We start from the raw sequence: 5,023 nt of genomic DNA, 5'->3' as shown, positions 1-5,023 counted from the left end.
CCGCCGCCGACGAGCGCCCGCTGCCGCTCGCGCTCGGCATCGAGGTAGCGCATCCGCGCCTCGATCTCGGCCAGCCGCGCCCGCTGCTTCTGGTCCTCGATCTGCGCCAAGAGGTCGCCGGGGACGACCTCGTCGCCCTCCGCCCGCTGCAAGGCGACGATCCGGCCGGCGGTCTCGGCGCGGACCTTCGCCCACTCGACCGGCTCGACGACGCCGGTCGCGTAGACGCCTGCGGTCAGCGGTCCGCGCACCGGTGCCGTGGTGCGGACGAGCGGCGGCGCCAGCACCCGCGTCGCCAGCAGCCAGGCGAGCAGGATCGTCGCGGCCAGCAGCAGCACCAGGAACAGGCGGTGGCGTCGCATCATGGGAACCGAACGCGGCGGGGCATGGATCGGCGCTCAGGCGGCGCTGTCCGCGACGATGCGGCCGTCGACGAGCTGAACGCGGCGTCCCGCCCGCGCCGCCAGGGCCAGGTCGTGGGTGACCGCGATCACCGTGCGCCCCTCCTTCCGCACCAGATGTTCCAGGATATCGAACACGATCGCGGCATTGCGGGTGTCGAGGTTGCCGGTCGGCTCGTCGGCCAGGACATAGTCCGGGTCGTTGGCCAGCGCCCGCGCCACCGCCGCGCGCTGGCGCTGCCCGCCCGAGAGCTGGTCGGGGCGCTTGCCCGCCTCGCGCTCGAGTTCGAGGCCGGCGAGGATGGCCATCGCCCGCGCCCGCATCTCCGCGACCGTGCCCCGCCCTTGCCGCCGCATCGGGATCAGCAGGTTGTCGATGACCGTGAACTCCGGCAAGAGGAAGTGGAACTGGAAGACGAACCCGATCCGGCCCAGCCGCAGCTCGGCCAGCGTCGTCTCGTCCATCGCCCCGGTGTCCCGACCGTCGATATGGATGGTCCCGGCGGTCGGCAGGTCGAGCAGGCCGAGGAGATAGAGCAGCGACGACTTCCCGGACCCGGACGGGCCGGTGATGGCGACGAACTCGCCGCGGCCGATCGCGAGATCGACGTCCCGCACCAGCGTCACCGGCACGGCGCCCGGCAGGATGCGGCTGACCTTGCGGGCGACGATGCCGCGCCCGGCCTCGGCCGCGCCGCCGCCCGCTTCCGCCTCCCGCTCGTCCGCTGCCGGCAATCCGCCTCCTCGCTTGCCCGATCCGGGCGATCGCATCACCTTCTGGAGGAAACCGCCGATGCGGCACAAGCGCGTTGATGCGGGTCAAGCCGCATCGCCGTCCCTCGCCCGCATCCCCCCCGTGGCGGCGTCCGCCGCTCTTGATATATCATATGGCAGTCGATCGCCCCCCCTCCCCCGCCGCAGAGGACCCATGCCGGCCCCGGACCTGCCGAACGCCGCCACGACCCCGCCCGCCCTGCACCGCCAGCCCGCCCCGCGCATCCGCGACGCGGCCGAACTCGCCCGCATCGCCCACGAGTTGCGGCGCGAGGTCGTGCGGCTCGTCGCGCCGACCGGACAGGGCTATGTCCAGCAGGGTCTGGGGGCGGCCGACCTCTTCACCGTCCTCTATTTCGCCGAACTGCGCCTCGATCCGGGCGACCCGGCCTGGGCCGACCGCGACCGGCTGCTGCTGTCGACCGCGCACAACACCGCGATCTTCTATGCGACGCTGGCCGCCCGCGGCCTCGTCGACCGCCGGGCGCTCGACGCCTACTGCCAGGACGGCTCGCCCTTCGAGGTCAATGCCTCCGAGCGGCTGGGGCCGGTGATCGAGGCCACCTGCGGGTCGCTCGGCCAGGGCCTGTCGGTCGCGATCGGGATGGCGATCGCCCGCCGCCGCGCCGGCTCGGACGCCCGCGTCTATGTCGTGCTCGGCGACGGCGAACTCCAGGAGGGCCAGGTCTGGGAGGCGGCGCTGCTCGCCGGCAGCCTCGGGCTCGGGAACCTCTGCCTTCTCGTCGACGACAATCGGATGCAGGTCGAGGGGCATGTCGACCGCGTCGTCCGGCTGGAGCCGATCGCCGACAAGTGGCGGGCCTTCGGCTGGGCGACCGAAGCCGTCGACGGCCACGACATCCCGGCCCTGATGGCCGCCCTCGACCGGGCCCGCGCCGGGCGCAGCGCGCCGACCTGCCTCGTCGTCCGCACCCTGCCGGGCAAGGGGGTGCCGGCGCTCGAAGGCATCCTCGCCCACAATCTGAAGCTGCCGGCCGACGTCGCCCGCGACGCCATGGCCGCCCTCGACCAGGGAGCCGCCCGGTGACCGACGCCGCCACGCCCGAGCGCGACCTCGAGGTCCGCGACTTCAACGCCCGCGGCACGGCCGCGTCCGCCGCCCGCCGCGTCTATGGCGAGGCGCTGCTGGAGGCTGCCCGCCTCGACCCGCGCATCGTCTGCCTGACCGCCGACCTGACCCTGCCGACCGAGACCGACCTCTTCCGCGACCACCTGCCCGACCGCTTCATCCAGGTCGGCATCGCCGAAGCGAACATGATCGGCGTCGCCGGCGGCATGGCGAAGGCGGGGGAGATCCCCTTCGCCCACTCCTTCTGCGTCTTCGCCACGCGACGCTGCTACGACCAGATCGCCAACCAGGTCGCCTATCCCAACGCCAACGTGAAGATCGTCGGCGTCATCCCGGGCCTCACCACCCTGCTCGGCGTCTCCCACCAGGCGATCGACGACGTGGCGCTGATGCGGGCCCTGCCGAACATGACGGTGATCGAGCCGTCCGGCCCGGCGCAGATCCGCGCCGCCGTCTTCGCCGCCGCCCGCCATCCCGGCCCGGTCTACCTGCGGCTCAAGCGCTCCGACGGCACCGAGCCGCCGGACATGGTCGAGGAACCGCTCGAGCGCGGCCGCCTGCGCCGGCTGCGGCCGGGCGCGGACGGACTCCTCGTCGCCTCGGGCCTGATGGTCGCGGCCGCCCTCGCGGCGTCCGACCGGCTGGCCGCCGAGGGGCTGGCGGTCGGCGTCGTCGAGATCGCCACCATCAAGCCGCTCGACCCCGAGCTGGCCGACCTCGCCGCCCAGGTGCCGGCGGTCGTCACCGCGGAAAACCACTCGATCATCGGCGGGCTCGGCGGCGCCGTGGCCGAACTGCTGATGGAAGCGGGCGCCCGCTGCGGCTTCGCGCGGGTCGGGGTGCGCGACGTCTTCGCCGAGGGCGGCACCACGCCCTACCTGCTGCGGAAGTACGGCCTGACCGCCGAGGCCATCGTCGCCGCCTTCCATCGCGCCCGTGCCCGGAAGGGGTCGGCCTGAGGGCCGGCTTGGGTTAGACTTCGGCGACTGCCGGGTCACCGTCGCCGGGTCTCGATGAAGCACGCCGCCCCTGCCCCTTCCCGCCGCTCCCGAACCCGTCCGCGGTCCGGCCGGTGACGGACGCCAAGCCGGCCGCGGCATCGCCGCCCGAGCCCGCGGCGACGACGCTCGGTCCGTTCCAGAGCCCGGTCTTCCGCGCCGTCTGGTTCGCCAGCCTCGCCTCCAACTTCGGCGGCCTCATCCAGTCGGTCGGCGCCTCCTGGATGATGACCCATATCGGCACGGTCGAGATGGTGGCGCTCGTCCAGGCGTCGGTCACCCTGCCGCTGATGCTGCTGTCGCTGCCGGCGGGCGCGCTCGCCGACAATGTCGACCGGCGCGTGGTGATGCTGTGCGCCCAGGGCTTCATGCTGCTGATGTCGCTGGCGCTCAGCATCACCGCCTGGCTCGGCCTGATAACGCCCTGGGTGCTGCTGTCCTTCACCTTCCTGATCGGCTGCGGCGCAGCGCTCAACGGCCCGGCCTGGCAGGCGTCGGTCGGCGAAATGGTGCCGCGCCGCGACCTCGCCGGCGCGGTCGCCCTCAACTCGATGGGCTACAACCTGGCGCGCAGCGTCGGGCCGGCCGTGGGCGGCGCCATCGTCGCCGCCGCCGGAGCGGCCGCCGCCTTCACCATCAACGCCTTCACCTATACCGGGCTGATCGCCGTGCTGTGGCGCTGGCGGTCGCCGGCGGTGGCGCGCGTCCTGCCGCGCGAGGGCCTGCGGGTCGCCATGGGCGCCGGCCTGCGCTACGTCGCGATGTCGGGCCGGATCGGCTCGGTGCTGGTGCGGGCGGTGCTGTTCGGCTTCGCCGCCAGCGCCGTGCAGGCGCTGATGCCGCTGGTCGCGCGCGACCTCATCGGCGGCGGTCCCCTGACCTACGGCTTGCTGCTCGGCGCCTTCGGGGCGGGCGCGGTCGGCGGCGCGCTCGCCAGCACGCGGCTGCGCAGTCGCCTCTCCAACGAGACGATCACCCGCTGGTCCTGCGCCGGCTTCGGCCTCGCGACCCTGGCGCTGGCATTCAGCACCTCGCTGTGGGCGAGCATGGTGGCGCTCGCCGTCACCGGGGCCGGCTGGGTGCTGGCCCTATCGACCTTCAACGTGACGGTGCAGATGTCGGCGCCGCGCTGGGTGATGGCGCGGGCGCTCGCGCTCTACCAGGTCGCGGCCTTCGGCGGCATGGCGCTCGGCAGCTGGCTCTGGGGCATCGGCGCCGGCATGGAGGGGCTGACCGCGACGCTGGCGGTCGCCGCCGTGCTGCAGATCCTATGCGTGCTGATCGGCCTGCGCCTGCCGTTGCCGGCGACGTCGGGCCTCAACCTCGACCTCGTCAACCGCTGGAGCGAGCCCGACCTCGCGGTCGCGATCCAGCCGCGCAGCGGCCCGATCGTCGTCACCATCGAATACGTCATCGACGAGGGCGACATCGACGAGTTCCTGGCGGCGATGGCCGACCGCCGGCGCATCCGGCGGCGCGACGGCGCCCGCCACTGGACCCTGATGCGCGACCTCGCCGACCCGCGCCTCTGGGTCGAGCGCTACCACACCCCGACCTGGATCGACTATGTGCGCCACAACCAGCGCATGACCCAGGCCGACATCGCCGTCACCGACCATGTCCGCGCCCTGCATCGCGGCGACGGTCCGCCGCGGGTCCATCGCATGATCGAGCGGCCGACGCGCCCCGCCCATCCGCACCCGTTCACGCCGCAGGAACTGCCGGAGCCGCTGACCGACCCCCATCGCGCCGCCTGATCG

5 protein-coding genes are annotated in these 5,023 nt (G+C 73.6%); 3 read left to right on the top strand and 2 right to left on the bottom strand.

Features of this window, described 5'->3' with window-relative positions; all coding sequences use genetic code 11:
• Together ACE3Q3_RS07360 and ACE3Q3_RS07355 are read right to left on the bottom strand one after the other, a co-directional pair.
• On the bottom strand, nucleotides 1-365 hold a 365-nt coding region (locus tag ACE3Q3_RS07360; RefSeq protein WP_374444053.1), incomplete at its 3' end, for a biotin/lipoyl-binding protein.
• Between the two features lie 33 nt (nucleotides 366-398).
• A complete protein-coding gene (locus ACE3Q3_RS07355; protein WP_374444051.1) occupies nucleotides 399-1,136 on the bottom strand; it encodes an ABC transporter ATP-binding protein in 738 nt (245 codons plus the stop codon).
• Nucleotides 1,137-1,329: 193 nt separating this feature from the next.
• Between ACE3Q3_RS07355 and ACE3Q3_RS07350 the strand changes: the two genes are divergently transcribed.
• The 3 genes from ACE3Q3_RS07350 (at nucleotide 1,330) to ACE3Q3_RS07340 (ending at nucleotide 5,020) form a co-directional block, all read left to right on the top strand.
• Nucleotides 1,330-2,223: a transketolase gene (locus ACE3Q3_RS07350; RefSeq protein WP_374444049.1), complete on the top strand. Its 894-nt coding sequence runs from the start codon at nucleotides 1,330-1,332 to the stop codon at nucleotides 2,221-2,223.
• Nucleotides 2,220-3,224: a transketolase family protein gene (locus ACE3Q3_RS07345; RefSeq protein ID WP_374444047.1), complete on the top strand. Its 1,005-nt coding sequence runs from the start codon at nucleotides 2,220-2,222 to the stop codon at nucleotides 3,222-3,224. Before ACE3Q3_RS07350 ends, ACE3Q3_RS07345 begins: the two co-directional genes overlap by 4 nt.
• A gap of 113 nt (nucleotides 3,225-3,337) precedes the next feature.
• A complete protein-coding gene (locus ACE3Q3_RS07340) occupies nucleotides 3,338-5,020 on the top strand; it encodes an MFS transporter (protein ID WP_374444045.1) in 1,683 nt (560 codons plus the stop codon).
• Nucleotides 5,021-5,023: the final 3 nt, after the last annotated feature.

Source organism: Allostella sp., assembly GCF_041913585.1.
Lineage (GTDB): Bacteria > Pseudomonadota > Alphaproteobacteria > ATCC43930 > Allostellaceae > Allostella.
The sequence above is the reverse complement of the archived record's forward strand: the minus strand, read 5'-3'. Positions and strand labels throughout refer to the sequence as shown.

Excerpts from the sequence above, each read along its gene's own strand:
- ACE3Q3_RS07350 (WP_374444049.1), top strand. The coding sequence starts at position 1,330 with ATGCCGGCCCCGGACCTGCCGAACGCCGCCACGACCCCGCCCGCCCTG.